The organism is Pseudomonas sp. 11/12A (assembly GCF_000800055.1).
Lineage (GTDB): Bacteria > Pseudomonadota > Gammaproteobacteria > Pseudomonadales > Pseudomonadaceae > Aquipseudomonas > Aquipseudomonas mohnii.
In genome coordinates this window covers 4570790-4594781 of sequence record NZ_JUGV01000001.1, presented here as the reverse complement: position 1 = coordinate 4594781, position 23992 = coordinate 4570790, and the positions used below count along the sequence as shown (strand labels likewise).

Below are 23992 nucleotides of genomic sequence, written 5' to 3'. Positions count from 1 at the left end.
TGGAAGATTTGGTTAGCTAGACATCTATTCGTCTGGCTCGCGTCGGTGAGGCAACTTGTCACGCGGCAAAAGACCACGCGGTTCATCCTCGCAAATGGGACTACTCTTTCAACGTTGCTTGATCCAGATCAATACCCTCGACAGGCGTTGATTCTGTGACCCGAGCGCCAGACTCCCTGCGTTGCGATGCTGGTAAAAAAAAGAACGAATTTGAATTCGCCGCACTCCATACCCGTGGGAACCGTGGATGCAGGCTTGCGCCGGCAGCCGTACTACCTGACAGAGGAAGACTTATGTTCGGTTTAGAGGCACTTGATCTCGCCCGAATTCAGTTCGCGTTCACTATCTCGTTCCACATCCTGTTTCCCGCCATCACCATTGGCCTGGCGAGTTACCTGGCGGTTCTCGAAGGCCTGTGGCTGAAGACCCACAACGACACTTACCGCGATCTCTACCACTTCTGGTCGAAGATCTTTGCGGTCAACTTCGGCATGGGTGTGGTTTCGGGGCTGGTCATGGCGTATCAGTTCGGCACCAACTGGAGCCGTTTCTCGGACTTCGCCGGATCGGTGACGGGGCCGTTGCTGACGTACGAAGTCCTGACGGCATTCTTCCTCGAAGCCGGTTTCCTCGGCGTCATGCTGTTTGGCTGGAACAAGGTGGGCCGCGGTCTGCACTTCTTCGCCACGGTGATGGTCGCCATCGGCACCTTGATCTCGACCTTCTGGATACTCGCGTCCAATAGCTGGATGCAGACCCCGCAAGGCTTCGAGATCATCAACGGCCAGGTCATTCCGACCGACTGGCTGGCGGTGATCTTCAACCCGTCGTTCCCGTATCGCCTGATGCACATGGCAACGGCGGCGTTCGTCGCAACGGCTTTCTTCGTCGGTTCCTCGGCGGCCTGGCATTTGCTGCGCGGCAAAGACAACCCGGCGATTCGCACCATGCTCTCGATGGCCATGTGGATGGCGCTGATCGTGGCGCCGATTCAGGCGGTCATCGGTGACTTCCACGGTCTCAACACACTCGAGCATCAACCGGCAAAAATCGCCGCGATCGAGGGCCACTGGGAAAACAAAGGTAACGAGGCGACGCCGCTGATCCTGTTCGGCTGGCCGGACATGAAAGAAGAGAAGACCAAATTCGCCGTCGAGATTCCGTACCTTGGCAGCTTGATCCTGACCCACTCGCTGGACAAACAGGTACCCGCCCTCAAGGAGTTCCCGCCTGAAGACCGGCCGAATTCGACCATCGTCTTCTGGTCGTTCCGGATCATGGTCGGCCTGGGCTTCCTGATGATCTTCACCGGATTGTGGAGCCTGTGGCTGCGCAAGCGCGACACGCTCTATACCTCGCGGCCGTTCCTGTATCTGGCGTTGTGGATGGGGCCGTCCGGCCTGATCGCGATTCTCGCCGGCTGGTTCACCACTGAAATCGGTCGTCAACCGTGGGTGGTCTACGGGCTGATGCGTACGGCGGATGCCTCCTCCAACCATAGCTTCATGCAGATGAGCATCACCCTGATCCTGTTCGTCGTGGTGTATTTCGCCCTGTTCGGTGCCGGCCTGGGCTACATGATGCGCCTGGTGCGCAAAGGGCCGAAGATCGACGAGGGCAAGGAAACCAACGAAGGTGGTCCTGGCCAGAAACGCACACCGGCACGTCCGCTTTCCGCAGCCGGCGATGAACACGCCGATGCCGACCACAGCCTGACCAAGGAGATTTGAATCATGGGTATTGATCTTCCGCTGATCTGGGCCGTGATCATCATCTTCGGCATCATGATGTACGTGGTCATGGACGGATTCGACCTGGGGATCGGGATTCTCTTTCCGTTCATCCCCGGCAAAAGTGACCGCGATGTGATGATGAACACCGTCGCTCCGGTCTGGGACGGTAACGAAACCTGGTTGGTACTGGGGGGCGCAGCATTGTTCGGTGCGTTCCCGCTGGCTTACTCGGTGGTGCTCTCGGCGTTGTACCTGCCGCTGATTTTCATGCTGATCGGCCTGATTTTCCGTGGCGTGGCCTTCGAGTTCCGCTTCAAGGCCAAAGATGCCAAGCGCCACCTGTGGGACAAGGCGTTCATCGGTGGTTCGGTGGCGGCCACCTTCTTCCAGGGCGTGGCGCTGGGGGCGTTCATCGATGGTTTGCCGGTGGTCAATCGTCAGTTCGCCGGAGGTTCGCTGGACTGGCTGACGCCATTCACGATGTTCTGCGGAGCCGCATTGGTAGTGGCTTATGCGTTGCTCGGTTGCACCTGGTTGATCATGAAGACCGAAGGCAAGCTGCAGGAGCAAATGCATGACCTGGCGCGACCCTTGGCGTTCGTATTGCTGGCGGTGATCGGCATCGTCAGCATCTGGACGCCACTGGCCCATGCCGAGATTGCGGCGCGCTGGTTCACGTTGCCGAACCTGTTCTGGTTCCTGCCGGTGCCGATTCTGGTGCTGGTGACCTTGTACGGTCTTATCCGGGCGGTGGCCCGCAATGCGCACTACACGCCTTTCCTGCTGACGCTGGTGTTGATCTTCCTCGGTTACAGCGGCCTGGGCATCAGCCTGTGGCCGAACATCGTGCCGCCGTCGATCTCGATCTGGGACGCTGCGGCACCGCCGCAGAGCCAGGGCTTCATGCTGGTGGGCACGCTGTTCATCATCCCGTTCATCCTTGGGTACACCTTCTGGAGCTATTACGTGTTCCGCGGCAAGGTCACCCATGAAGATGGTTACCACTAGGCCTTTGCTGCGCGGATTTGTGGGCGCGAGCTTGCTCGCGATGGCGCCATGACGGGCGCCACCCACCTTCATTGGAGGTTCAGGCTATGAGCAACAAACATTCCCTGCACGACATCGAACAGGCCGAAAAAAAGCCGCTGTGGCAGCGGCTTGGCTGGTTGGCCATGATTTGGGCGGGAAGCGTCGGTGCATTGTTCATCGTCGCCAGCCTGATGCGCATGTTCATGAACGCCGCCGGCCTGACCACACACTAATGACCTGACATCTCATCCCGCAGCCTTGCGGCGCGGATTTACAACCCTCCTGATGGAGGGTTTTTTTTGCCCTGATTATTTGCGGGCCTTGAGAATCACGAATTTCGGCGTGGCGGCGACTTGCTCGACCCCGCGGAACAACCGCGCGAGCTTGCTGTGATACCCCAGATGACGGTTGCCGACGATGTATAACGCACCGCCTGTCACCAGGGCTTCCCGGGCCTGCTGGAACATCCGCCAGGCCAGGAAGTCGCCAACCACCTGCTGCTGGTGAAACGGTGGATTGCACAGCACTACGTCCAGCGATTGAGGTTCCTGCCCGGCCAAACCATCGCCCGCCCGCACGGTCACATCGCGCTCGCCCAGTGCGGCGCTCCAGTTCTCGGCGGCCGATTGCACGGCCATGAACGACTCATCGACCAGTGTGTAATGGGCCTCGGGGTTTTGCAGGGCGCTGGCGATCGCCAGAACGCCGTTACCGCAACCGAGGTCGGCGACCCGTGCGCTGCCGAGGTTCTTCGGCAGGTGTGGGAGAAACGCCCGCGTGCCGATGTCCAGGCCTTCACGGCAGAACACGTTGGCGTGGTTGAGCAATTCGATGGCCGGTGTGTCGAGTCGATAGCGCGTCGGATAGGGCGAGACTACGGGGGCTTTTGCTTCGGTCGTGGCGATCAGCAGCCGTGCTTTCTTCACCGCCAGGGTCGCCTGCACCGGGCCGATGTAGCGCTCCAGCAGATCGCCTGCGGCACGTGGCAGGTGTTTGATCATTGCGCCCGCGATCACCTGGGTACCTGGAGCCAACTGCCCTTGCAGGCGGATCAGTTGTTCTTCCAGCAACGCCAGGGTTTTCGGCACCCGGATCAGTACCCGGTCAAAGGGCCCCTTGAGCGCTTCACTGGCGGGTATGTGCGGTACGCCATCAAACGGCAGGCCATTGCGCGCCAGGTTTTTTTCCAGACCCTGAAAAGCCAGGAACGAGTCGCCGCTGCTGGTGACGTTGACTTTGCCTGCCAGGCTGGCTGCCAGTGCACCGAAACTGTCGTTGAGCACCAGAACCCGCGTCTCGGTCGAAGGTCGCTGTTCGGCCAGATGGTTGAGCAGGTACTCGTCTGCCGCGTCAAAGGCTTGCAGGGGTTCGTTCTGCTGTTCGGGTTGGCGGATCAGGTCGAGGCTGGCGAAGGGTGTTTCGAGCAAGGGCATGGGGCGGGGCTCTGGGTAATCAACGGGTATCCCGCGGCCCTGGGGCGTCTTGGCGGCGGGGCCGTCCGAGTGGACTGCGTCGTGGACAAATCACACGTCATCACTCAGGAGGGACCGCGAATGGTACGTTTTTTTGGAGTGGATTACTCGCAGGTTTTTCCAGTCAACCTATTGCGTTTCTGTCGAGGTAGCCAGCCTTGGCGGCCGCGATGACAGCTGAAATCTTATTGCTTACTCCGAATTTGCGGATGGCTTCCTGAACATGGAAATTGATCGTTCGCGGGCTGAGATTAAGAATTCCGGCGCTTTCGTAGGCTGTTTTGCCATCCGCGGCCAGTTTCAATACGTCGATTTCCCGCAGCGACAATTGCGGGTTGGACGGTGTGGCAGGCCTTGTGGGTAGCGATCGTACAGCCAGCTTGTGCAGGTGATGCCCGATGAACGAGGAAAAACCCAGATGTTCGTACAGCTCCCACGCGCTGATCGGGCAGTGGCTGCGCACCAGGCTCAATATGCTGCACAGACCGCTTTCCTCGTCGTGAATCGCTTGCGACCAACCGTGTTGCAATCCCTGCTGCTCAAGCCCATCCCATAGACATCGCGCGCCGCTGAACAGCTCTTCGCTCCACACGATAGGCATTGCTGATTGGTGGCAATGAGCTACTATTGGATCAATGGCAGCCAGCTTCTTTTTCTCATAGGCGGAGTTCCAGTCTGAGGGGTAATTGTTTAATCGCACGGTATTGAAATCGTCGGTTTTCGAAGTGTAACTGGTTGAAAAAGCAAAAAATTCGAACCCCATGTTTTTTGCAAAACTGAGCGATACACCGTAGGCGATTTCAAGTTCTGCGGAGGCTGCCAGTTGTTTGAGTTGGGATTCCTTCCATCTTTCCATGATGTGGCTCCTGTAGTATTGGTGAATTGGATCCACTGTTTTGATGTGTTTGGGATTGTAGGATTAATCCTACGCAGGTATTGATAATATTTAGCTTTATTAGACATTAGGAAGCTAAGATTTTGGTTCTAATGGAGGTAGATTTAAACGTTTGTATTATATGTATTCTTTAATTTAATCCTGTAAGGCTCCTGTATCGCGTGTTATTTAATATTTACGGCAAGAGTACTTTTTGCCCTAAAAGACACTACAAATAGTGAGTGTTTATGGTGTGCGCTTTACGAGACACTGGGCAATCTGTTGAATGGAGCGTCCCCATGACCGCCAGTGAAGAGAAATTTACTCGCCAGACACTGCTCGACGTCCAGCCATTGACACCGAATCTGTTCACGCTACGTGCCACTCGGGACCCCGGTTTTCGTTTTCGCGCAGGGCAATTTGCCCGGTTAGGCGTCACCCGCGCCGATGGCAGTACGGTTTGGCGTGCCTATTCCATGGTGTCGTCACCCTTTGACGAGTTTCTTGAGTTCTTTTCCATCGTGGTTCCGGGGGGCGAGTTCACCAGCGAGTTGAGTCGTCTGGGCGTTGGCGACACGCTGCTCGTCGACCGCCAGGCCTTCGGTTACCTGACGCTTGATCGCTTCGTTGACGGGCGTGATCTGTGGTTGTTATCCACGGGTACGGGGCTGGCGCCATTTCTGTCGATCCTGCAGGACTTCGAGGTCTGGGAGAAATTCGAGCGGATCATCCTGGTCTACAGCGTCCGTGAGACCCGGGAGCTGGCTTATCAGGACCTTATCGCGGGGCTGGCGCAGCGTGAGTATCTGTCGGAATTCGCTCACAAGCTGCAACTCATCAACACGGTGACGCGCGAGCAACATCCTGGCGCCTTGAACGGGCGCATTACCACGCTGATCGAAAATGGCGAGTTGGAGCGCGTTGCCGGGGTGGCCCTGACGCCCGAGCACTCACGGGTCATGCTATGCGGCAATCCGCAGATGATCGATGACACGCGCAAATTGCTCAAACAGCGCGATATGCATTTGAGCCTCAGCCGACGACCCGGTCAGGTGGCGGTGGAAAACTTCTGGTAATAAAACGGCGCCGCAAGGGCGCCGTCCGTATTTCTTTCAAGCTTTCAAGGCCGGTTGTTCTGGGCCTTGAGCAGATCGCGGATCTCGCCCAGCAACACTTCTTCCTTGGTCGGAACCGGCGGCACGGTGGGCGCCACTGCCTCTTCGCGTTTCAGGTGGTTAATGGCTTTGACACCCATGAAGATCGCGAAGGCGACGATGAGGAAGTCGATCAGGCTCTGGATGAATTTACCGTAGGCCAGCACCACCGCCGGGACGTTACCGTCAGCGGCCTTGAGCGTAATGGCCAGGTCACTGAAGTCCACCCCACCGATCAACAGCCCGATTGGCGGCATGATCACATCGCCGACAAACGACGTGACAATCTTGCCGAAGGCGGCGCCGATGATGATACCCACGGCCATGTCGACCACATTGCCCTTGACCGCGAAGGCCTTGAACTCACTTATCACGCCCATAGGTTATTTCCTTGTTACAGATGAGGTTGGTGACCGCAGTGTAAATCAGCAAGACGCATCTTGCTCGAAACGCCTGCTTACAAACGCCGCCTGCTGTCGACCGGGGTATCGGGAAAAAGTTTGACAATGCCACCCTCGCAGGGTGGGCGAGAAAGGGTTTCGAGGTATTTTCGCGATCCTGTCGTCGTGCTGCTCTACTGTCGAAAACCAGGCGTGTGGCGAAGGTCAGCTGGAATGAAATGATAGTGACAACATAAATAAAATTTCACTTTTGGTTGTTTGGATTATGAGATTTCAGTGGGGAGATGAGAGCGAGGTCGAGATTTAAGAGTGTGCTTGGTCAGATTTGCTATTTGTATTGATGACAGAGTTTGCGCTTGCTGTACGTTGAGGCGGTAGTTGTAGTGGATGTGTACAGGGTTATATGTGGGGGGTATTTGCTGTTAGTTGTAAAAAATTGTAATTGTTTTTAATTAACTATATCGTTACGCGTGTTAATCGATCATGACAAGTTGTAGGCAGTCACTCGGCGGACACCCGCGTCGCACTGATTCGCTCCACCTGGGGTATCATCGCGATTTTTGCCGGGAGTTCCGATGGCCAAGGCCAAGCGCATGTATGGCTGCACCGAGTGCGGCTCGACTTTTCCGAAGTGGGCTGGCCAGTGCGGCGAGTGCGGCGCCTGGAACACGCTGACTGAAACCATGGTGGAAAGCGGCGGGGCGGCAGCGCCCAGCGGTCGCACCGGCTGGACCGGTCAACAGGCGCAGATCAAGACCCTGGCCGAAGTCAGTGTCGAGGAGATTCCGCGTTTTTCCACGGCGTCCAGCGAACTGGACCGGGTGCTGGGCGGTGGTCTGGTGGACGGTTCGGTGGTGCTGATCGGTGGTGATCCCGGCATTGGCAAATCGACCATTCTGTTGCAAACCTTGTGCAACCTCGCCAAGAGCATGCCGGCGCTGTACGTCACCGGCGAAGAGTCCCAACAGCAAGTGGCCATGCGTGCCCGACGCCTCGGGTTGCCTCAGGATCAGTTGCGGGTCATGACCGAGACCTGTATCGAAACCATCATCGCCACGGCGCGGCAGGAAAAGCCCAAGGTGATGGTGATCGACTCGATCCAGACGATTTTCACCGAGCAACTGCAGTCGGCACCGGGCGGCGTGTCTCAGGTCCGCGAAAGCGCGGCATTGCTGGTGCGTTATGCCAAGCAGAGCGGCACGGCGATTTTCCTGGTCGGCCATGTCACCAAGGAGGGGGCGCTGGCTGGTCCCCGTGTGTTGGAGCACATGGTCGATACGGTCCTGTATTTCGAAGGCGAATCCGATGGTCGTCTGCGCCTGCTGCGGGCAGTGAAAAACCGTTTCGGTGCGGTTAACGAACTGGGCGTGTTCGGCATGACCGACAAGGGGCTGAAAGAAGTCTCCAATCCTTCGGCGATTTTTCTGACCCGGGCTCAGGAAGAAGTTCCGGGCAGTGTGGTCATGGCGACGTGGGAGGGTACCCGACCGATGCTGGTGGAAGTCCAGGCGTTGGTGGACGACAGCCATCTGGCCAATCCGCGCCGGGTAACCCTGGGTCTGGATCAGAATCGCCTGGCGATGTTGCTGGCGGTGTTACATCGTCATGGCGGCATTCCGACCCACGATCAGGACGTATTCCTCAACGTCGTCGGTGGCGTGAAAGTGTTGGAAACGGCTTCCGATCTGGCGTTGATGGCGGCGGTCATGTCCAGCTTGCGCAACCGGCCGTTGCCTCATGATCTGCTGGTGTTTGGTGAGGTGGGGCTGTCCGGTGAAGTGCGTCCGGTACCGAGCGGTCAGGAGCGTTTGAAAGAGGCCGCCAAACACGGTTTCAAGCGCGCCATCGTGCCCAAGGGCAATGCACCGAAAGAGGCCCCGCCGGGTTTGCAGATCATTGCCGTCACCCGTCTGGAGCAGGCGCTGGACGCCTTGTTCGAATAAGTTTCCGGGCCGGACTTGATCCCAGTGGGATGGTGTCGGGCCGTCAGATTTCGATCAGGGCACCCAGCTCTCGTTCAAGTTCAGCGGCGTCACCCAGGTTGAACTCAATCACCCGCCGCAGGCTCGCAATCGATTCCAGGCTGAGATGCCGGCAGACAAAGCCGAGCTGGCCTTTGTCCTCGTGGGTCAGTTCGACATCCATGGCAATGTCGGTGTCATCGGACAGGTGAATGCCGACGGAAAAGTTCTGCTGCGGATTACCCAGCCACGGGACAGGGCGTTCAATCAGCAAGCCCTTGAGTGACAGGTCGATCAGCTTCACCGACCAGGTGTGTTCACCCTGACGGAGCTCGGTTCGGGCATCGAACGCAATACGTTTGAAACGGCGGCGGTCGGCAGGGTGGTCGCTCATGGCGCAATCCTCGATAGGTTCGCTGACTATAGACCCGCCTTTCGCAAGACTGCCAGCAAGAGAGGCGCCAGACCAATATCGGGTATGCCCTTTGTCGTCAGGGGCGCTAAACTCGAGGTGGCTTTCTTTCTTGTCCACTCTGGCTGGAATAATAAAATGAAAAATAATAATAGCCCGCTACGCCATCTACCCTGGCTGGTGCTGGCAATCATAGGTGCGTGCGCCCTGGGTGTCGTGGCATTGCGTCGAGGCGAGGCGATCAACGCCTTGTGGATTGTGGTCGCTGCCGTGGCCATTTATCTGGTCGCGTATCGCTACTACAGTCTGTTCATCGCTAACAATGTGATGCAACTCGATGCGCGACGGGCCACTCCCGCCGTGCTCAATAACGACGGTCTGGATTACGTCCCCACCAATAAACATATCCTCTTCGGTCACCATTTCGCGGCCATTGCCGGCGCGGGTCCGCTGGTCGGACCGGTGCTGGCGGCGCAAATGGGCTACCTGCCCGGCACGCTATGGCTGATCGCCGGTGTGGTGCTGGCCGGTGCGGTGCAGGACTTCATGGTCCTGTTCATGTCCACCCGCCGCAACGGCCGCTCCCTGGGTGACATGGTCCGTGAAGAAATGGGTCGCATTCCCGGCACCATTGCGCTGTTCGGCTGCTTCCTGATCATGATCATCATCCTCGCGGTGCTGGCGCTGATCGTGGTCAAGGCCCTGGCCGAAAGTCCGTGGGGCATTTTCACGGTGATGGCGACCATCCCGATCGCGATGTTCATGGGCATCTACATGCGCTACATCCGCCCGGGCCGTATCGGTGAAATTTCGGTGATCGGCGTGGTATTGCTCCTGGGTTCGATCTGGCTGGGCGGGCAGATTGCCGCCGATCCAGTATGGGCCAAGGCCTTTTCCTTCACCGGTATCCAGATCACCTGGATGTTGATCGGCTATGGTTTCGTGGCGGCAGTTTTGCCGGTGTGGCTGATCCTGGCGCCGCGCGATTACCTGTCGACCTTCCTGAAAATCGGCACCATCGTCGCCCTGGCCATCGGCATCCTGATCACCATGCCCGAGCTGAAAATGCCGGCAGTGACCCAGTTCATCGACGGCACCGGGCCGGTGTGGAAGGGCGGGCTGTTCCCGTTCCTGTTCATCACCATCGCCTGTGGCGCGGTGTCCGGTTTCCACGCGCTGATCTCCTCCGGCACCACGCCGAAGCTGCTGGATAACGAAACCAACGCCCGCTATATCGGTTACGGCGGCATGCTGATGGAGTCTTTCGTGGCCATCATGGCCATGGTCGCTGCCTCGGTGATCGAGCCAGGCGTGTATTTCGCCATGAACAGCCCGGCCGCCGTGGTCGGCGGTGATGTCGTGGCCGTTGCACAAGCCGTCAGCAGCTGGGGCTTTGCCATTACTCCGGACGCCCTGCAAGCAGTGGCCAAGGACATCGGTGAAACCACCATCCTGGCCCGTGCCGGCGGTGCGCCGACCCTGGCGGTCGGTATCGCACAGATCCTGCACAGCGTGCTGCCGGGTGAAAACACCATGGCATTCTGGTACCACTTCGCGATCCTGTTCGAAGCGCTGTTCATCCTGACGGCGGTCGACGCTGGCACCCGCGCCGGTCGCTTCATGCTGCAGGATCTGCTGGGCTCCTTCGTGCCGGCGCTGCGCCGCACCGAGTCCTGGACCGCCAACCTGATCGCGACCGCCGGTTGCGTGGCAATGTGGGGCTGGCTGTTGTACCAGGGCGTGATCGATCCATTGGGTGGTATCAACACCTTGTGGCCGCTGTTCGGCATCTCCAACCAGATGCTGGCCGGTATCGCGCTGATGCTCGGCACCGTCGTGCTGATCAAGATGAAACGCCAGCGCTACATTTGGGTGACCTTGTTGCCTGCGGCCTGGCTGCTGGTCTGCACTACCACCGCCGGCTTCATCAAGCTGTTCGACGCCAACCCGGCGATCGGCTTCCTGTCCCTGGCTAAAAAATATAGCGATGCGCTGGCCAATGGTCAGATCCTCGCCCCGGCCAAGGACATCACGCAGATGCAGCACGTGATCTTCAACGCCTACACCAACGCAACGCTGACCGCGCTGTTCCTGTTCGTGGTGTTCAGTATCCTGTTCTATGCGCTCAAGGTCGGCATTGCCGCCTGGGGTAAAAAAGAACGTACGGATAAAGAATCGCCATTCCAGGCGCTGCCGGATGCTTGATCGAGGATTGCAGCATGTTCAATGACCTGAGTCGCCTCGGTAAATACCTCGGTCAGGCCGCGCGCCTGATGGTCGGCATGCCCGACTACGACAACTACGTCGAGCACATGCAAACCAAACACCCGGACAAACCGGTGATGAGCTACGAGGCGTTCTTCCGCGAACGCCAGGAAGCCCGTTACGGTGGCAAGGGTGGGCCGAAGTGCTGTTGATCCGGATGGCGGGTTAACGGCAAAACCTGTGGGAGCGAGCTTGCTCGCGATGGCGGACTGTCAATCAACAGTGATGTTGAATGTTAAGCCGCTATCGCGAGCAAGCTCGCTCTCACTTTTGTTTTGTGTTGTTTATCAGTTTTGTGAAACAGGAGATCAATTTTGTCCTCTCCCATCCCCGTCACGATCCTCAGCGGCTTCCTCGGCGCCGGCAAGACCACGCTGTTGCGCCACCTGCTCAAAGCCGAGCACGGTCTGAAAATCGCGGTGATCGAAAACGAATTCAGCGATGCCGGCATCGATACCCAGCTGTTGGGCGACGAGCCGGTACAAGTGATGACGCTGTCCAACGGCTGCGTCTGCTGCACGATTCACACTGACCTGACCAAAGCGTTGTATCTGCTGCTCGAACGCCTGGACAGCGGCGATATCACCTTCGACCGTCTGGTGATCGAATGCACGGGGCTGGCGGATCCGGCCCCGGTGGCGCAAACCTTCTTCATCGACGAAGAGCTGCGCGAGCGCTACATCCTCGATGGCATCATCACCCTGGTCGACGCGGCGCATGCCGAGCTGCACCTGACCCAGACCATTGCCCAGGCGCAGATCGGTTTCGCCGACCGTTTGCTGGTGAGCAAGCGCGACCTGGTGGACGAGCCGACGTTCACCGCGCTGAGCGAGCGCCTGACCCGGATCAATCGTCGCGCGCCGATTCGTGTGGTTGATCACGGCAAGATCGACCTGGCCGAATTGCTTGACGTGCGCGGTTTCAATCTCAATGCCGACCTCGGGGGGGGTGTGAGTTTGCGGCCCGTGACCAAGGCGCGGTCCATCGACCGCATTTCCAGCCTGGTGCTGCGTACCGACAAGCCGCTGGATATCGACAAGCTCAGCGAGTTCATGAATGAACTGCTGGAAGACCATGGCAAGCAATTGCTGCGCTACAAAGGCGTGTTGAACATCCTTGGCGAACCGCGACGCATGGTGTTTCAGGGCGTGCTGAAGCTTTACGGCTTCGACTGGGACACCGAATGGGCCGAGGGCGAATCGCGCGAGAGCGTGATCGTGTTTATTGCCGATGATTTGCCGGAAGAGAAAATCCGTGAAGGGTTTGCGAAGGTGGCGGCGCAGTAAGGGCTGCCATGTTCAGTGAGGCTGGTGTCGCTATCGCGAGCAGGCGCGCTCCCACGGAAGATTTGGGAGCGAGCTTGCTCGCGAAGGTGGTCTAACCGGCAACACGATTCTGGCGGGAAACCGGTTGCGGGTTCAGCAATGCCGCCTCCAAATGATCCAGATACTGGCTCAGCAAAAACTCGGCTTCCCGGGAGTCCCCGCGCTCAACGGTGTCCAGGATGTCTTCATGCGCCTGCCGCCCGCAATAACCTTCCAACTGCGCATCAAATTGCGCAATTGCCAGTGAGGTGAGCGGTATCAGGCTACCGAGAAAATGCGCCAGTGGCGCATTACCCGCCATTTCAGCCAACTGCAAATGAAACGTCCCGGACAGGCGAATCGTCGGGCCGCGCGCGGTGCAGTGGCGCTCGCTATCGACCAGCGCGTGCAGACGTTTCAGCTGTTCTGGCAGAGGCCGCTGACAGGCCAGTCTGACCAGCGTCAGCTCGGTCAGGCGCCGTGCGTGCAGCGTTTGCCGGGTCTGTTCGACATCGGGTGCGGCGACACGGGGGCGATGGTTGGCTCGCAGGATAATGACCTGCTGGTGGGACAGTCGCGTCAGCACGCTGCGAACTTCACTGCGTCGAGCGCCGAACATCTGGCCCAGGCTGTCCTCGGTAAAGCGGCTGCCGGGCAGGAGGCGCTGTTCGAGAATGGCGTCGAAGATCCGGGAGTAAAGATCCTCCGCCGACGGCTGCCCGAGATTTTTTCCAGGGAAGGGCAGGGCAACGAGTGTTTGCGGTGAAGCGAAGCTGTTCATGGCCTGTCTCCAGTTCGAAGCGGTTTCAGCTACCGAAGTTGTCTTCCGGGATGTTCAATTCGATGCCCATCCGCTGGCCCTCACGAAGAATGTGCCGACGCATCTCGGCGCTGGCCTGGGCGCTGTTCTTGCTGCGAATCGCGCGCACCACGGCTTCGTTCTCTTCGAGGCGCTCAGCCAGATGCTCCGGGGAATTGCGTAGCACTTCGGCGCTTTGCTTGAGTGCATTGCTGGTCTGTTGCACCACGCTCTGGAAGATCGGGTTGGACGTCAGCGTGAAGAGCTCTTCATGGAACGCGATGTAGGCGTTGACCCCGGCCTCGCTGTCGTTGGCTTCCAGGGCTTCGCGCATGTCCATCAGCGTCAGGCGCAATTGCCCGACTTCCTTGCTGCTGATCGATTGCGCCACGAGGCCTACGATGAACGGTTCAAGGGTGTAGCGCAGTTGCAGCACGTCTTCCAGGCTTGCCGCCGACACCGCGTTGTCATAACTCTGGCTGTCGCCGGGATTGGCCTCCAGCACCACCACGCCTTTGCCTGGCATGGAACGCACCAGGCCGAGGGTTTCCAGGACGATGACCGCCTCACGCAGGCTCGGACGACTGATACCCAGTTGTTCGGCCAGCTCACGTTGCCCCGGCAGCATTTCGCCGGAGCGCCATTGACCCCGGGCCAGCGCGGCCCGAAGTTTTTCCACGACTGAATTTACAACGGTCGACGAGGTAATCACTGTTCGCTCCCTGAGCATCGAAAGTAGTAGGGGCGTGCCGGCCAGCTGGAGCGGCACGCCGTTGATTCAGAATTCCTGCTGATGCGCCGAAGCGGCCGGTTTTCGCGGCTGGAAGGTATAACCCACCTGACCGGAAAGTACCTTGTTCGCCCGTTGCACATCGATGTCTTTTTCCCAGCGGGCAATGGCCACGGTCGCCACGCAGTTGCCAATCAGGTTGGTCAGCGCCCGGCCGATGCCCATGAACCAGTCCACCGCCAGAACCAGGACCAGGCCCACCACCGGTATGGCTGGAATAGCCGTCAGGGTGGCCGCCAGAATGACCAGTGCCGAACCTGGGATGCCGTGCGCGCCCTTGGACGTGATCAACGACACCAGCAGAATGGTCAGCAGGTCGGTCATGGCCAGCGGTGTGCCGGTGGCGTTGGCGATGAACACGATGGCCAGGGTCAGGTAGATCGAGAAACCGTCGAGATTGAATGAATAACCGGTAGGAATCACCAGCCCGACGGTCGAACTGCCAATGCCCAGGTGCTCAAGCTTGCGCATGATTTGCGGGAGCACGGCGTCTGACGAAGCGGTGCCCATGACGATCAGCAGTTCCTCGCGCAGGTATTTGAGCAGCGGCCACATTCTCAGGCCGGACAAGCGCATCACCAGGCCAAGAATCAACGCCACGAAAGCGGTGCACGTCAGGTAGAACAAACCGACCAGGCTGCCCAGGTGCTGCAGCGAATCGAGGCCATATTTGCTGGTGGTGAAGGCAATGGCGCCGAACACGCCAATCGGCGCCAGGCGCACGATCATGCCCATGATGCGAAAGATCACGTGGCTGAGTTCATTGATCAGCCGCGAAATGCCCGACGCCGCTTCGCCCACCAGATTCAATGCACTGCCGAACAGCACCGAAAACAGCAGGACTTGCAGAATGTTGTTGTCTGCAAAGGCCCCGATCACCGAGGTCGGAATCAGGTCCATCAAAAACTGCGTGGTGGTATGCATGTGCTGGCCGCGCTGGGCAATGTCACCCATGTCGGCAGCGGAAAGCTGATCCAGATGGATGTTCGCGCCGCTGCCGATGCCGGTGCTGAAGGCGAACACCAGGCCGATCACCAGGGCGATGGTGGTCAGCACTTCAAAGTAGATCACTGATTTGAGGCCGATGCGTCCGACCTTCTTCAGGTCGCCGGCACCGCTGATGCCGCTGACCACCACGCAAAACACGATCAGGCCAATGAGCATCTTGATCAGCTTGATAAACCCGTCACCGAGGGGCTTGAGCTGAGCGGAGTATTCAGGAAGGGCCAGCCCGCAGACGATGCCGAGCACCAGTCCGAGAACCACTTGGAGGAAGATTGAACGCGAGCACCATCTGAGCATGGGAGGAATCCTGGTCGGTGTCCTGGCAGTCGTCGCATCAGCGGATCGACGTCAGTACTTAATTATTGTGGTCTTACCGGTATGTCCAGTGCGGGGCCAGTCTAGGCACTGAATGCGGATGATCGCAAGTAAAAATTGAGCGATTGGCTTTACCGGTCTTACCAGTTGAGCGCGATGCCTTGGTTTTGAGCGGTTGGCAGAAAAAATCGGCAGTGGATGCCGATTTTTTCAGGGTGCGGCCGAGGTGACATCGTGTATCAGTGTCCAGACGCCTTCAGGGATGTCGCTTCAGAGGGTGTTTTTTCTGATATTGAAGGATATTTCAGGAACGGGTGTGAGGTACTTTTCTTTGAAGAATACTCAGAATGAAAGTTATCTTTGAGCGCTCTTCGGTTTTGCCAAGATAAACATAGGGCGAGCCATTTAGTTTGAGTCCGCCCAAGTAGTGTTTGTCTTTGATCTTGAGTGAAACTGCAGAGTGAGTGTTGCGTAGATTATCCAGTGTGACAGGTTGACCTTGTTGGTTGACAAGGGTAAAGGCTGTCGGGTCATCAGCGTCCGAGTCAATAACGGCAAAAGTATCCAACGCTTGTTCACTGATGATCTGATTGTAATATTCGCCGGTGTTTTTTATCGAGAGTATGTAGCCATCGGCCGTATGCCGGAAGTGCAGTGTGAGTGGCGCTACCTCACCGATCTGCTCGTTTGGTCGGATGCCAAGTCGCTGGGAGTGGTCGTGGGTCTGCGGCTTTCCAGTGAAGAAACCACCGCTGAAGTGTCTGATGGTGGCCAGCGCGGGTTTGCCATGGAGCTCTTCAAGTAGGTTTACTTTATGGTCAAACATTCTCAACGTTGCGATGAAAGATCTTTCTATATTGCTATTCATGATGTAACCCGTTTATTAAGTTTGTTGGGTGAAACGGGTTTTAGAGTAGGTAGTTTTTATTGGTTTTTGGGATTGCGTATGTTGCAAGGATTTAAATCGGGGGCGGTATTGGAGTGGGTGGCCGGAGTAACTTGTGGGTTGCTTTATTAAATGTGTGCGTTGCTCGTCTTTATTCTGGCAATAAAAAACCGGCCATCTCTGGCCGGTTCTTTTACTGCGGTCTAGCGGGGCTTATCAAGCACCGTATACCGGCAGCTTTTTGCAGATGGCTTTGACTTTCTCACGAACGGCGTCGATCACCGCTTCGTTGTTCAGGTCAGCCAGGATGTCGCAGATCCAGCCGGCCAGTTCCTTGCACTCTGCTTCCTTGAAGCCGCGAGTGGTCACGGCCGGAGTGCCGAAGCGCAGGCCGGAGGTGACGAACGGGGAGCGCGGATCGTTTGGCACGGAGTTCTTGTTCACGGTGATGAACGCCTTGCCCAGCGCGGCGTCAGCGTCTTTACCGGAGATTTCCTGCTTGATCAGCGACAACAGGAACAGGTGGTTTTCGGTACCGCCCGATACAACGTCGAAACCACGCTCGATGAACACACCGGCCATGGCCTTGGCGTTTTTCACCACTTGTTGCTGGTAAGCCTTGAACTCAGGCTGCAGCGCTTCCTTGAAGCAGATCGCCTTGGCTGCGATCACGTGCTCCAGCGGGCCACCCTGGGCGCCAGGGAACACGGCGGAGTTCAGCTTTTTCTCGATGTCGGCGTTGGCGCGAGCCAGGATCAGGCCGCCACGTGGACCGCGCAGGGTCTTGTGGGTGGTGGTGGTCACGACGTCAGCGAAAGGAACCGGGTTCGGGTAGACGCCAGCGGCGACCAGACCGGCCACGTGGGCCATGTCGACGAACAGGTAGGCGCCCACCTTGTCGGCGATTGCGCGGAAACGCGGGAAGTCCAGGATCTGCGAGTAGGCAGAGAAACCGGCCACGATCATTTTCGGCTTGTGCTCAACCGCCAGGCGCTCGACTTCGTCGTAGTCGATCAGGCCGTTGGCATCGATGCCGTACTGGATGGCGTTGTACAGCTTGCCGGAGGACGAAACGCTGGCACCGTGGGTCAGGTGACCACCATGGGCCAGGCTCATGCCCAGGATGGTGTCGCCAGCCGAGAGCAGGGCCAGGTAAACGGCGCTGTTGGCCTGGGAGCCAGCGTGTGGCTGGACGTTGGCGTAATCGGCGCCGAACAGCTCTTTTGCACGGTCGATGGCCAGTTGCTCGACCACATCGACGTACTCGCAGCCACCGTAGTAGCGCTTGCCCGGGTAGCCTTCGGCGTACTTGTTGGTCAGTACCGAGCCTTGAGCTTCCATCACCGCAGGGCTGGTGTAGTTTTCCGAAGCGATCAGCTCAATGTGCTCTTCCTGGCGCTGAGCTTCTTGCTCCATGGCGGCAAAGAGATCGGCGTCGTACTTGGCAATAGTCAAATCACGGCTGAACATGGCGGTCCTCAAGGATCGGGGGCGGAAAAGGGGGGCATTCTAACCCAACCGCTTTTAGAAGGGATATGAAACACAGTCAGGTTGTGGATAAGCGGGCTTCAAGCTGCAAGCAAAAGCCGATTCGCCCTTGCTTGCAGCTTGCAGCTCGCAACTGGTCTTCATGTTTGATTGATTGGAGCTTTGGGCTCCAATCAATCAAACATGAAGAGGGCATCATTGCTGAACTGCGCTGCAAACTTGTTGGCCGGCATCGGGCGGCCGAACAGGTAGCCTTGAACCTCATCGCAACCGTGTTCGCGCAGGAAGTCCAGTTGTTCCTGGGTTTCCACGCCCTCGGCGATCACTGCCAGGTTGAGACTGTGGGCCATAGCGATGATCGCGCGGGCAATCTGTGCATCCTGTTCACCCGAGGGCAGGCCGTCGACGAAGGTTCGGTCGATTTTCAGTACGTCGATCGGGAACTGCTTGAGGTAGTTGAGCGATGAATACCCGGTGCCGAAGTCGTCGACCGCAATGCTCAGGCCGAGGTTCTTCAGGCCGTCGAGGATCTGCATCGCCTCGCAGACTTCGCGCATCAGGATACTCTCGGTCAACTCCAGTTCCAGGCAGGCCGGCGGCAGGCCGGTTTCCTTGAGAATGGTGGCGATCCGCGTACCGAGCTGACCATCCGAGAACTGCCGGGCGGAAATGTTCACCGAGACCTTCGGCACGCGCACCTTGGTCTGGTGCCAGTTTTTCAGCTGGCGACAAGCCTCGCTGATCACCCAGTCGCCGACATCCACCACCAGGCCGAGTTCTTCGAGCACCGGAATGAAGTCCCCCGGCGGCACCAGGCCACGTCGTGGATGGCGCCAGCGCAGCAGGGCTTCGGCGCCGGTCAAGCGTTTGCCGTCGCCACTGAATTGTGGCTGGTAATACAGCACGAATTCGTTTTGCTCCAGGGCGTGGCGCAAGTCGCTTTCCAGCTCCAGACGCTCCAGGGCACTGGCGTTCATGTCCGCCTGGTAGAACTGGAAGTTGTTCTTGCCTCGTTCTTTGGCGTGGTACATCGCGGTGTCGGCGTTCTTCATCAACTGGCTGAGTTCGTTACCGTCCTGCGGGCTGAGGGCGATGCCGATACTGGCGGTCACGAAGAATTCGCGGCCTTCGAGCACAAAGGGCTTCACCAGGCTGGCGAGTATCTGCTCTGCCACATGAATCGCCCGGTTCAAGGCGATTTGGCGGTTGGCTCGCGGTTGCAGGAGCAAGGTGAACTCGTCGCCACCCATGCGCGCCACGGTGTCGTCATCGTCGACGCAGCCGAGCAGGCGCGTGGCCATGTCCTTGAGCATGCGATCGCCTGCGGCATGCCCCAGGGAGTCGTTGATCGGCTTGAAGCGGTCCAGGTCGAGGAACATCAGCACCACCCAGGACTTTTGCCGTTCCGCCGCTTGCAATGCGGTGTGCAGACGGTCCTGGAACAATGTGCGGTTGGGCAGGTGCGTCAGGGCGTCGTAATAGGCGAGGCGGTGAATCCGCTGTTCGCTGGCCTTGCGCTCGCTGATGTCGGTGAAGAAGCACACGTAACTGGCCAGATCGCCCTCATCATCCAGAACGGCGGTGATGCCGACCCAGGCCGGATAGTGCTCACCATTGCGGCGCTTGAGCCAGACTTCGCCTTCCCAGGTGCTGTGCTGGCTCAGTTGCTTGAGTACATAACGCAGATGGGCTTCCTGCTGCTCGTCGACGGTCAGCATGTTCGGCAACTGGTCGAGGACTTGCTCCACCGCATAACCACTGACGCGGCTGAACGCCTCGTTGGCCTGGACGATATAGCCGGCCGGGTCGGTGATCAGGATCGCCGAGGTCGAGTGTTCAAAAACCGTAGCCGCCATGCGCAGGTCTTTCTCGGCGCGGCGTTGCTGGCTGATATCGCGACCGACCCCCAACACGCCTTCAAACGCACCGTGTTCATCCCAGACCAGTACCAGCCGCAACTCGATGGGAATCTTGCGCCCGTCGGCCCGCAGGCAGTCGAACAGGAACAATTGGGTCTGCACCTGGCTGCGCAACAAGGCCAGTTGATCGGGTTTATCCAGCGCTTTGCTGACCCGGTCCATGAGGTGGAATATGCCGGTCAACTGCTGCGGGTTGGCGATGGTCGATTGCCAGCCATTGTGGAAAATCCACTCGACTTCGTAGCCCAGCACCGATTGCACCGACGGGCTGACGTAGTTGAGTGCCATTCGGCTATCGGTGGAGAAAATCACGTCGCTGATGCTTTCAGCGAGCATCCGGTAACGCTGTTCGCTGTCGCGCAGGGATTCACTGGCTTCGATCTGGTCGGTGATGTCCTTGGCCACGCCGATAATCCGCGTGACCTGGTCGTGCTTGTCCCTTGCCAGAGCCTGCTCGCGAATCTCGAAGCGCCGCCATCCGCCGTTGTGGTGACGAAAGCGCAACTGACACTGCATCAATTGCCGATAACCGGCTTGCCTCTGGGCCTGGCGCGAACGGTGATAGAAGTCGGCGTCTTCGGGGTGCAGGAGGATTTCCCAGAAATACTCGCCCATCTGTTGCAGTTCGGTGCGGTTGTATCCCAGCGTCTGGCCCAGATGGTGGTTGCTGAAGATCATTCGTTGGCTGATCACGTCCTGCACGTACAAGTGATCGGGCACGGTTCGCACCACGTCGGACCAGAATCCTTCGCGCTCCAGCAGAGACAGCTCGATGAGTTTACGGCTGGTGATGTCGGTGATGCTCAGGATCACCGCTTTATAGTCCTCGGGATCTTCCGGCAGGCGCAGCACCAGCCACAGATGCTGGTCCCGACCACTGGCGTTCTCCAGTTTGATTTCCAGTTCAAGCTGCTTTTGCTGGTTGAGGACCGCTTCGAGCACCTGATTGCCGATGGCACTGTCCCCAAGCGGGTTGCCGTCGATCAGCAACTTCCAGGCTTGAGCGGAGGTCGTGACGTTGAGCAGTTGCAGTGCAACCTGATTGACTTCGGTTATGCGCAATTCCTGCAACAATTGCCGGCGACTCTGCGGGACCGCCAGCCACGCTTGCAGTTGTTCGGTGTTCTGCAATTGAGCCTTGTCGAATGCGTTTTTAAGGCCGGATATGTTGAGCACGCACAGTGCGACGCCGGTGCCTTCGAAGATCTCCTGATAACGTCGACGCCCTTCATGCAACTGGCGCTGGCGGCGGCGCATGTTCAGCAGGACGATAAACGGCAGCATGGAAAAGGCCAGGCCCAGCAGGCACTTGCCAATGAAGGCCGGCAGCAGTTCTTCAAGTACACGTTGCCGATCGAACAATCCACGTAGTTGCCAGTCGCTGCTGCTCAAGGGCACGGTCAGCACGCTGTTGGCCACATCGTCCTGGGTCAGCGTGCCCGGGTTGACCAGGGGAAGGGCTTCATCGCGACTGATGATCTGGTGGTTGAAGCGGTTTTCCACCAGCCACTGCGGTCGGCCGGTCACGTCAGTCAGATTGGTCAGTGACGAAAGAAACGTCGGCTTCAGGCGCAAGGCCCAGTAGCCGCGGGTACTGCCGCTGGCCTGATGCAACAGCAGATGCACCGCCGAGCCGTCGATGGCATTGCTGAAGTAGTGACGCTGGGCACCGCTGCGACGGACCAGTTCGCTCAGGAAATCGGCGTCTTCGCTGTTGTCGGCGCTGTCATTGAGGATGACTCCGGACGGGCTGAGCAATGCCAGGCTGACCAGGTCGGGCAGGGACTTTTGCAGTTTGCGCAGCAGCTCCTGCTGTTCGTCGGGACTTTGCGGTTGTTCGACGATCGGTAGCAGGTTAAGGGCGATCTGCGCGTTGAGCGCCATGTTCAGGCTGACTTGTGCGGCCAGATCAGCGGTGTAGTCGATGGTGTACTGACGCTGGTTTTTCTGTGTTTCGCGCAACTGATCCAGCAGCTGCCAGAACAGCAACGCGAGCAGCAATAGTACAAGCGTCGCCAACGCGCCTATGAGCGTTCCGCGCAGGGGAGAGCCGGGCGCCGTTAATGGTGCGCTGGTGGTCAGGGGCGAAGGGACGTTGGACAAACTTTGATCCTGCGGTTTGGCTTGACTGGCGCGACGTGCACTATAAGCCGGACGCCCGAAGGGCGGCTAGCATGCCTTGAGTTGTGGCAAAGTGCCAGTCCCGCTCGGCTGGACGGCCATCTGTCATTCAGGTAGCTTTGCCGGTTACGCGGGAGCGTTCCAGCTCCCAGGGCTTTTTCAGCGCGCACCACCTTGAACGCTTTCAATCGGGCGACGCGCACGGCCTGGCCAGGCATCGCCTGAGCCCTGATCATTCATCTGTCACTGACCCTAGGTTCTCCATGGCTCAATACGTATTCACCATGCATCGGCTGGGCAAAGTTGTGCCGCCGAAGCGGGAAATCCTGAAAAACATCTCATTGTCCTTCTTCCCAGGCGCCAAGATCGGCGTGCTCGGCCTCAACGGTTCGGGTAAATCCACGCTGCTGAAAATCATGGCGGGCGTTGACACCGAGTTCGACGGCGAAGCCCGTCCGATGCCGGACCTCAACATCGGCTACCTGCCGCAAGAGCCGCAACTGGATCCGACCAAGACCGTGCGTGAAGTGGTCGAGGAAGCCGTCAGCGTGATCAAGGACGCGCAAGCGCGCCTGGACGAGGTCTACGCCGCCTATGCCGACCCGGATGCCGACTTCGACAAACTGGCTGCCGAACAGGCCAAGCTCGAAGCGATCCTGCAGGCCAGCGACGGTCATAACCTGGAACGCCAACTGGAAGTCGCCGCCGATGCACTGCGCCTGCCGGCCTGGGATGCCAAAGTCGAACACCTGTCCGGTGGTGAAAAGCGCCGTGTGGCGCTGTGCCGCCTGCTGCTGTCCGCCCCCGACATGCTGTTGCTCGACGAACCGACCAACCACCTGGACGCCGATTCCGTCGCCTGGCTGGAGCACTTCCTGCACGACTTCCCGGGCACCGTGGTAGCGATCACGCACGACCGTTACTTCCTGGACAACGTGGCCGGCTGGATCCTCGAGCTCGACCGTGGCGCGGGCATTCCTTACGAGGGCAACTATTCGGGTTGGCTGGAAGCCAAGTCCGATCGTCTGGCCCAGGAATCCAAGCAGCAGTCGGCCCATGAAAAGGCCATGAAGGAAGAACTGGAGTGGGTGCGCAAAGGCGCCAAGGCCCGCCAGTCGAAATCCAAGGCTCGTCTGCAACGCTTCGAGGAAATGCAATCGCAGGAATTCCAGAAGCGCAGCGAAACCAACGAGATCTACATCCCGGCCGGTCCGCGCCTGGGCGACAAGGTCATCGAGTTCAAGAACGTCACCAAGGGCTACGGCGATCGCGTGCTGATCGACAACCTGTCGTTCTCCATGCCTAAAGGCGCCATCGTCGGTGTAATCGGCGGTAACGGTGCCGGTAAGTCGACCCTGTTCCGCATGCTGATGGGCAAGGAAACGCCGGATTCGGGCACCATCGAAGTCGGTGAAACCGTGCAACTGGCGTGCGTCGATCAGAGCCGCGAAGACCTGGACGGCAGCAAGACCGTGTTCCAGCAGATTTCCGATGGCTCCGACCAGATCCGCATCGGCAACTACGAGATCCCGTCGCGTACCTACGTCGGTCGCTTCAACTTCAAGGGCGGCGATCAGCAGAAGTTCGTCAAGGACCTGTCCGGTGGTGAGCGCGGTCGCTTGCACCTGGCCCTGACCCTGAAAGAGGGCGGCAACGTCCTGCTGCTCGACGAACCGTCCAACGACCTCGACGTTGAAACCCTGCGTTCCCTGGAAGAAGCCCTGCTGGACTTCCCGGGCGCTGCCATTGTGATCTCTCACGATCGGTGGTTCCTTGACCGTGTCGCCACTCACATCCTGGCGTACGAAGACGACTCCCAAGCGGTGTTCTTCGAAGGCAACTACACCGAGTACGAAGCCGATCGCAAAAAACGCCTCGGCGAAGCCGCTGCCCAGCCGCATCGGGTACGCCACAAGAAACTGGCCTGATTTGGGTCGGTGGCATGAAAAAGCGGAGCCTTCGGGCTCCGTTTTTTTTTGCCCGGGTTTTTTTCAGGAGTGCCGAGGCGAATTCATCGCTAGCAGGCTATCTCCCACAGGTTTTTTTGGGATGTCCGGGATCAGT

Annotated in this window: 18 protein-coding genes and 1 pseudogene; 9 read left to right on the top strand and 10 right to left on the bottom strand. The window is 58.6% G+C overall.

Translation table 11 applies throughout. From position 1 onward, the window contains the following. Positions 1-293 precede the first annotated feature (293 nt). The 3 genes from GQ39_RS21130 (at position 294) to GQ39_RS31715 (ending at position 2995) form a co-directional block, all read left to right on the top strand. On the top strand, positions 294-1730 hold the full coding sequence (locus tag GQ39_RS21130) for a cytochrome ubiquinol oxidase subunit I (protein WP_047533537.1): 1437 nt from the start codon (positions 294-296) through the stop codon (positions 1728-1730). 3 nt (positions 1731-1733) lie between these two features. Continuing rightward, positions 1734-2741 carry a cytochrome d ubiquinol oxidase subunit II gene (gene cydB / locus GQ39_RS21125; RefSeq protein ID WP_047533534.1) on the top strand — a complete coding sequence of 336 codons (1008 nt, stop codon included), beginning with the start codon at positions 1734-1736 and terminating at the stop codon, positions 2739-2741. Positions 2742-2827: 86 nt separating this feature from the next. Continuing rightward, a complete protein-coding gene (locus GQ39_RS31715; protein WP_081997949.1) occupies positions 2828-2995 on the top strand; it encodes a DUF2474 domain-containing protein in 168 nt (55 codons plus the stop codon). Between the two features lie 75 nt (positions 2996-3070). Here the strand turns inward: GQ39_RS31715 and GQ39_RS21120 are convergent, their stop codons facing one another. Together GQ39_RS21120 and GQ39_RS21115 are read right to left on the bottom strand one after the other, a co-directional pair. Beyond that, a complete protein-coding gene (locus tag GQ39_RS21120; protein WP_047533531.1) occupies positions 3071-4195 on the bottom strand; it encodes a methyltransferase in 1125 nt (374 codons plus the stop codon). 163 nt (positions 4196-4358) lie between these two features. Continuing rightward, a complete protein-coding gene (locus GQ39_RS21115) occupies positions 4359-5090 on the bottom strand; it encodes a helix-turn-helix transcriptional regulator (RefSeq protein ID WP_047533528.1) in 732 nt (243 codons plus the stop codon). Positions 5091-5407: 317 nt separating this feature from the next. On the opposite strand from GQ39_RS21115, the gene GQ39_RS21110 reads away from it, so the two are divergent. Next, the gene (locus GQ39_RS21110; RefSeq protein WP_047533526.1) at positions 5408-6184 is read left to right on the top strand and encodes a ferredoxin--NADP reductase; all 777 of its coding nucleotides are present in this window, start codon (positions 5408-5410) and stop codon (positions 6182-6184) included. Positions 6185-6228: 44 nt separating this feature from the next. Here GQ39_RS21110 and mscL read toward each other — a convergent pair whose 3' ends face one another. Next, complete coding sequence (gene mscL, locus GQ39_RS21105; RefSeq protein WP_047533523.1) at positions 6229-6642, bottom strand: large-conductance mechanosensitive channel protein MscL; 414 nt, start codon at positions 6640-6642, stop codon at positions 6229-6231. Between the two features lie 596 nt (positions 6643-7238). On the opposite strand from mscL, the gene radA reads away from it, so the two are divergent. Further along, positions 7239-8606 carry a DNA repair protein RadA gene (radA, locus tag GQ39_RS21100; protein ID WP_007937264.1) on the top strand — a complete coding sequence of 456 codons (1368 nt, stop codon included), beginning with the start codon at positions 7239-7241 and terminating at the stop codon, positions 8604-8606. A gap of 43 nt (positions 8607-8649) precedes the next feature. Here radA and GQ39_RS21095 read toward each other — a convergent pair whose 3' ends face one another. After that, positions 8650-9018 carry a PilZ domain-containing protein gene (locus tag GQ39_RS21095; protein ID WP_047533521.1) on the bottom strand — a complete coding sequence of 123 codons (369 nt, stop codon included), beginning with the start codon at positions 9016-9018 and terminating at the stop codon, positions 8650-8652. Positions 9019-9174: 156 nt separating this feature from the next. Here GQ39_RS21095 and GQ39_RS21090 point away from each other — a divergent pair, with 156 nt between their 5' ends. The 3 genes from GQ39_RS21090 to yjiA all read left to right on the top strand — a co-directional run bounded on the left by GQ39_RS21090 (position 9175) and on the right by yjiA (position 12587). Beyond that, positions 9175-11241 (top strand): carbon starvation CstA family protein, encoded by a 2067-nt coding sequence (locus GQ39_RS21090; RefSeq protein WP_047533519.1) that lies wholly within the window; start codon positions 9175-9177, stop codon positions 11239-11241. A gap of 14 nt (positions 11242-11255) precedes the next feature. Then, on the top strand, positions 11256-11453 hold the full coding sequence (locus GQ39_RS21085) for a YbdD/YjiX family protein (RefSeq protein WP_007937254.1): 198 nt from the start codon (positions 11256-11258) through the stop codon (positions 11451-11453). Between the two features lie 162 nt (positions 11454-11615). Beyond that, positions 11616-12587, top strand: coding sequence for a GTPase (gene yjiA / locus GQ39_RS21080; protein WP_047533514.1), 972 nt, complete (start codon positions 11616-11618; stop codon positions 12585-12587). Between the two features lie 91 nt (positions 12588-12678). Here the strand turns inward: yjiA and GQ39_RS21075 are convergent, their stop codons facing one another. From GQ39_RS21075 to GQ39_RS21050, 6 genes and pseudogenes are all read right to left on the bottom strand, one after another. Beyond that, the gene (locus tag GQ39_RS21075) at positions 12679-13386 is read right to left on the bottom strand and encodes a GntR family transcriptional regulator (RefSeq protein ID WP_047533513.1); all 708 of its coding nucleotides are present in this window, start codon (positions 13384-13386) and stop codon (positions 12679-12681) included. Positions 13387-13411: 25 nt separating this feature from the next. Next, positions 13412-14116, bottom strand: a complete 705-nt coding sequence (locus tag GQ39_RS21070) for a FadR/GntR family transcriptional regulator (RefSeq protein WP_047533511.1) — start codon at positions 14114-14116, stop codon at positions 13412-13414. Next, a pseudogene (locus GQ39_RS21065) lies at positions 14113-15496 on the bottom strand (C4-dicarboxylate transporter DctA). Before GQ39_RS21065 ends, GQ39_RS21070 begins: the two are co-directional and overlap by 4 nt. 322 nt (positions 15497-15818) lie before the next feature. Further along, positions 15819-16382 (bottom strand): hypothetical protein, encoded by a 564-nt coding sequence (locus GQ39_RS31710; protein ID WP_081997948.1) that lies wholly within the window; start codon positions 16380-16382, stop codon positions 15819-15821. Between the two features lie 234 nt (positions 16383-16616). Then, positions 16617-17870: a serine hydroxymethyltransferase gene (gene glyA, locus GQ39_RS21055; protein ID WP_047533504.1), complete on the bottom strand. Its 1254-nt coding sequence runs from the start codon at positions 17868-17870 to the stop codon at positions 16617-16619. 191 nt (positions 17871-18061) lie between these two features. Beyond that, positions 18062-21910: a sensor domain-containing protein gene (locus GQ39_RS21050; protein WP_047533502.1), complete on the bottom strand. Its 3849-nt coding sequence runs from the start codon at positions 21908-21910 to the stop codon at positions 18062-18064. 281 nt (positions 21911-22191) lie between these two features. Here GQ39_RS21050 and ettA point away from each other — a divergent pair, with 281 nt between their 5' ends. Next, the gene (gene ettA, locus GQ39_RS21045) at positions 22192-23856 is read left to right on the top strand and encodes an energy-dependent translational throttle protein EttA (RefSeq protein ID WP_047533499.1); all 1665 of its coding nucleotides are present in this window, start codon (positions 22192-22194) and stop codon (positions 23854-23856) included. The last annotated feature ends 136 nt before the right edge of the window (positions 23857-23992 follow it).

What these genes read in the sequence shown, in the direction of transcription:
- GQ39_RS21130 (WP_047533537.1), top strand. Translation starts at nt 294, where the DNA reads ATGTTCGGTTTAGAGGCACTTGATCTCGCCCGAATTCAGTTCGCGTTC.
- cydB (WP_047533534.1), top strand. Translation starts at nt 1,734, where the DNA reads ATGGGTATTGATCTTCCGCTGATCTGGGCCGTGATCATCATCTTCGGC.
- GQ39_RS31715 (WP_081997949.1), top strand. Translation starts at nt 2,828, where the DNA reads ATGAGCAACAAACATTCCCTGCACGACATCGAACAGGCCGAAAAAAAG.
- GQ39_RS21120 (WP_047533531.1), bottom strand. Translation starts at nt 4,195, where the DNA reads ATGCCCTTGCTCGAAACACCCTTCGCCAGCCTCGACCTGATCCGCCAA.
- GQ39_RS21115 (WP_047533528.1), bottom strand. Translation starts at nt 5,090, where the DNA reads ATGGAAAGATGGAAGGAATCCCAACTCAAACAACTGGCAGCCTCCGCA.
- GQ39_RS21110 (WP_047533526.1), top strand. Translation starts at nt 5,408, where the DNA reads ATGACCGCCAGTGAAGAGAAATTTACTCGCCAGACACTGCTCGACGTC.
- mscL (WP_047533523.1), bottom strand. Translation starts at nt 6,642, where the DNA reads ATGGGCGTGATAAGTGAGTTCAAGGCCTTCGCGGTCAAGGGCAATGTG.
- radA (WP_007937264.1), top strand. Translation starts at nt 7,239, where the DNA reads ATGGCCAAGGCCAAGCGCATGTATGGCTGCACCGAGTGCGGCTCGACT.
- GQ39_RS21095 (WP_047533521.1), bottom strand. Translation starts at nt 9,018, where the DNA reads ATGAGCGACCACCCTGCCGACCGCCGCCGTTTCAAACGTATTGCGTTC.
- GQ39_RS21090 (WP_047533519.1), top strand. Translation starts at nt 9,175, where the DNA reads ATGAAAAATAATAATAGCCCGCTACGCCATCTACCCTGGCTGGTGCTG.
- GQ39_RS21085 (WP_007937254.1), top strand. Translation starts at nt 11,256, where the DNA reads ATGTTCAATGACCTGAGTCGCCTCGGTAAATACCTCGGTCAGGCCGCG.
- GQ39_RS21075 (WP_047533513.1), bottom strand. Translation starts at nt 13,386, where the DNA reads ATGAACAGCTTCGCTTCACCGCAAACACTCGTTGCCCTGCCCTTCCCT.
- GQ39_RS31710 (WP_081997948.1), bottom strand. Translation starts at nt 16,382, where the DNA reads ATGAATAGCAATATAGAAAGATCTTTCATCGCAACGTTGAGAATGTTT.
- glyA (WP_047533504.1), bottom strand. Translation starts at nt 17,870, where the DNA reads ATGTTCAGCCGTGATTTGACTATTGCCAAGTACGACGCCGATCTCTTT.
- ettA (WP_047533499.1), top strand. Translation starts at nt 22,192, where the DNA reads ATGGCTCAATACGTATTCACCATGCATCGGCTGGGCAAAGTTGTGCCG.